We start from the raw sequence: 3,272 nt of genomic DNA on the forward strand, positions 1-3,272 counted from the left end.
CGAACGCTGGAAACACCCCGACACGCAGAGAGCCTCGTCCGGTGCAGCCGATCTCTCTCGCGACCTCCTGTAGATACTCGATTCCCCGATATACCTGTCTCACCTCAGCAAAGAAGATCTCTGACTCGGGAGTTGGGAACAGCTTACCGCGTCTCCGCTCGAACGCAACGAAGCCCGCTGCCTGCTCAAATCGCTCGATCATCCGGCTGACTGCTGGCTGGGAAACGTTCAGATGTTGAGCCGCAGCGGTAATCGAACCGTGTGTCATTACGGCAACAAATACCTCCATTTGCTTCGCATTCAACTTTGCCAACGTTTGCTCCTTTCACTGACGACCCCGGCGCGCTGAACCTCCCGGGCTGTTTGCGAACGTATTACATAGCGTTACTTTAAACGAACAAAATTGAACTGGATGTCATATTTACGCATCCCTATATTTTGTCGGTCGAAGGTCGAGACAACGTGAAATCTGTCCGAGTCGCGCCGGATAGCTAAACGTGATCGAGCGTATCGCATCGATCGATGGTCAGACCATGGTCTGACGCTTCGTCGATCGACTCGATCGACTCGATCGGTGAGGCGATGTGGCGAACTGGCGAGGCCTTACCGAAAGTCTTATTTCTTGCCGACCCGGGGGGGCGCCAACTGGGGCGCCCGTGGGAACGTATTTTTATAGTTGTCTTTTGACACATCACACACCGGAGGCGTTTTGAACAGGCATAAGTCGGCTTTGTTGATCGGAGCATTGGTTAGTTCGGGCATCACCAGCGCTTCCGCTCAAAGTACGGTCACGCTCTATGGCGTGATTGATGCGGGCGTGCAATACGTCAGCAACGTTGGCGTCGCCCAGAACGAGGGCGCTGCGGGTCATCCCGTCTCCTATGCGAGCAAGTCGCGCTTCGGGTTTTTGAGTGGCGGTAGCTTCGGCGATCGGTGGGGCATAAAGGGCAACGAAGATCTCGGCGGCGGCCTGGCGGCCATTTTTCAGTTGGAAAATGGCTTCAATATCGGCACCGGTGCTTTCAGCTCGAGCGGCACACAGTTCAATCGCCAGGCCTTCGTTGGCCTATCGATGAGATTGACCCGCTTCGACGGACGGATTTGCAGTTGCGATCGATGTGCGGTTTAGCCTCCATTGATCGATGAATCGCAGGTTGTCCACGGGCGGGCGGCGGGTCGCCTGTCACGACCATGACGCCGCCCGACGGTGGGCAACCTGCACTCCGGAGCGGCTTGTTTTTCTATGTGCGCCTCTTCGAATTCGAGCGGCGAACAGTAGCCGATGCTGCTATGTAAGCGGCGCACGTTGTACCAGCCCTCGAGGAACCAGAAGAGACGACGTCGCGCCTGTTCGTGGGTCGCGAAGTGTTCTCGCGACAGCAACTCCGCTTCGAGCGTGCCGAAGAATGATTCGCACATGGCGTTGTCGTAGGCGTCGCCGGCCGTGCCCATCGACGGTTGCACGCGTGCTTCGCGACAGCGCCGCCCGAAGGCAATGGACGTGTATTGACACCCCTGGTCCGAATGATGAATCACATGCTCGGGCCGGCGCTGTGCGAGCGCCATATCGAGCGCCCTGAGCATCAGCTCCGTGTACAGATGGTTGGACATCGCCCAGCCCACGACACGACGACTGAATACATCGAGCACCACTGCCAAGTACAGGAATCCCTCGCTCGTTGGAATGTAGGTGGCGTCTGCCACCCACAGCACGTTAGGCCCGTCGGCACTGAAGTGACGGCGTACGAGATCAGGTGCGCGCCGTGCCCCCGCGCGAGTTCGCGTGGTCTGCTTCCAGTGCCGACGGCTTGCGCCGCATAGACCGGCCAGGCGCATCAGACGCGCTACGCGCTTGCGTCCGACATGCATGCCCTCGCGTCCAAGCTGGAAATGGATGCGTGGCGCACCATAGGTGCCGCGCGAACTCGCGTGCAGTGTACGGATGCGCGAAAGCAACTGCGCGTCACTGCATGCCTGTTTCGACGGCTCACGTACCAACCACGCGTAGTAGCCGCTGGTGGAGACACGCAGCAGCCGCGCCATCGTGGCAATGGGCCACCGGGCCCGGTTCGCCTTCATGAATCCGTACCCTTCGGCGGTACGGCCCCCGTCTCCCGGGCGAACCAGGCAGCCGCGTGAGAGAGTATGTCGCGCTCCATCTCAAGCTGCCTGACCTTGCGACGTAACCGCGTCAATTCCTGCCGCTCGGCCGTCGTCAGCCCGTCCTGGCGCACGCCGGCGTCACGATCGGCCTGCGCGACCCAGTTGATGATGCTTTGCGCCGTCGGCTCAAACTCGCGTGCTAATTCCTCAGGCGTACGCCCTGCCTTCACCAGTTCCACCATCTGCGCCCGGAACTCCGCAGGGTACGGTGTACGATGCTTGCCCATTTTCCGACACCTCCTTCACAAAAGGATAGGTGTCCGTTTTCGCGGGTCAACTTCACTTTCGCAATACTCTGGTTCGATTACGAGGCGCAGTTCCGCGTGCGCGCAATGGTCGGGTTGCACAGCGAACACGCGCCCTCGCGAACGTAACCGCCCGCGGCTCAATGGCATTGCAACGGCGCTTTCCGCTATGAAAACAGCGGAAAAAACGGGCTGTTCGGGTCACGTTGTATGCCGCGCAAACTGTTGAGTGGGCCCGCAGGAGACAGTAGAGTGCGATCTGCACTGCGCACAACAGAAATGCTCAGAACAACGGAGACGGTCCGCCAACAAGAAGTCGGCCTGGCGATCCGGATGATCACCAGGCCAATCTGCCTTCTGGAGATTTATCGCGTCTCAATGCCCCGCACTTCCACCAGCATCGTTCAATTGATCCATTACAGCGTCCAAATTGAATGACGCGGCCTTTTGACGCGGAGGAAACGCCTTAAACTCGTCAATCTGCGACGCTACAACGGCGCGCGCTTGCGTGCCCGTTCGCGGACATGATCCTCGCCGAGCTGGGGGCGACCGTCATCAAGATTGAGCAACCCGGCACGGGCGACGAGACACGCACTTTCGAGCCCTAGGTCGGCGACGAATCTGCGTACTACTTCGCGTGCAATCGCGGAAAGCAGTCGGTCACGGCCAATCTCAAGACCGACGCCGGGCGGCGGAACTAGCGAAGCTAAACGCGCACATCGCAAATATTGCGGCGCCGCGACCTACGAGAGACTGTTCGAGGCCCGAGGTTGTTGACGTCGGCGGTCGAATGTCCGTTTGCTGGCGGGGGAGCCGCCATCTGAATGTCCGGGCGACGCGCCGGATGACCGTCTCTTCATGGCC

At 59.6% G+C, this 3,272-nt stretch carries 4 protein-coding genes; 2 read left to right on the forward strand and 2 right to left on the reverse strand.

Translation table 11 applies throughout. The annotated features are described in order from the left end of the window. A partial coding sequence (locus tag VMJ11_RS02535) for a LysR family transcriptional regulator (RefSeq protein ID WP_325616598.1) occupies positions 1 to 313 on the reverse strand: 313 nt, incomplete at its 3' end. Positions 314 to 709: 396 nt separating this feature from the next. On the opposite strand from VMJ11_RS02535, the gene VMJ11_RS02540 reads away from it, so the two are divergent. Continuing rightward, positions 710 to 1,129, forward strand: coding sequence for a porin (locus VMJ11_RS02540; protein ID WP_414694274.1), 420 nt, complete (start codon positions 710 to 712; stop codon positions 1,127 to 1,129). Here VMJ11_RS02540 and VMJ11_RS02545 read toward each other — a convergent pair. Next, positions 1,126 to 2,390 (reverse strand): IS3 family transposase gene (locus tag VMJ11_RS02545; protein WP_414694275.1). Its coding sequence is split into 2 segments (ribosomal slippage): positions 1,126 to 2,129 and positions 2,129 to 2,390, totalling 1,266 coding nucleotides; the frame shifts between segments, so codons are not numbered across the junction. The two genes, VMJ11_RS02540 and VMJ11_RS02545, sit on opposite strands and share 4 nt — an antisense overlap. A 542-nt stretch (positions 2,391 to 2,932) precedes the next feature. On the opposite strand from VMJ11_RS02545, the gene VMJ11_RS02550 reads away from it, so the two are divergent. Continuing rightward, positions 2,933 to 3,016, forward strand: a complete 84-nt coding sequence (locus tag VMJ11_RS02550) for a CoA transferase (RefSeq protein WP_325616600.1) — start codon at positions 2,933 to 2,935, stop codon at positions 3,014 to 3,016. Positions 3,017 to 3,272: the final 256 nt, after the last annotated feature.

The organism is Paraburkholderia sp., from assembly GCF_035501035.1.
Classification (GTDB): Bacteria; Pseudomonadota; Gammaproteobacteria; order Burkholderiales; family Burkholderiaceae; genus Paraburkholderia.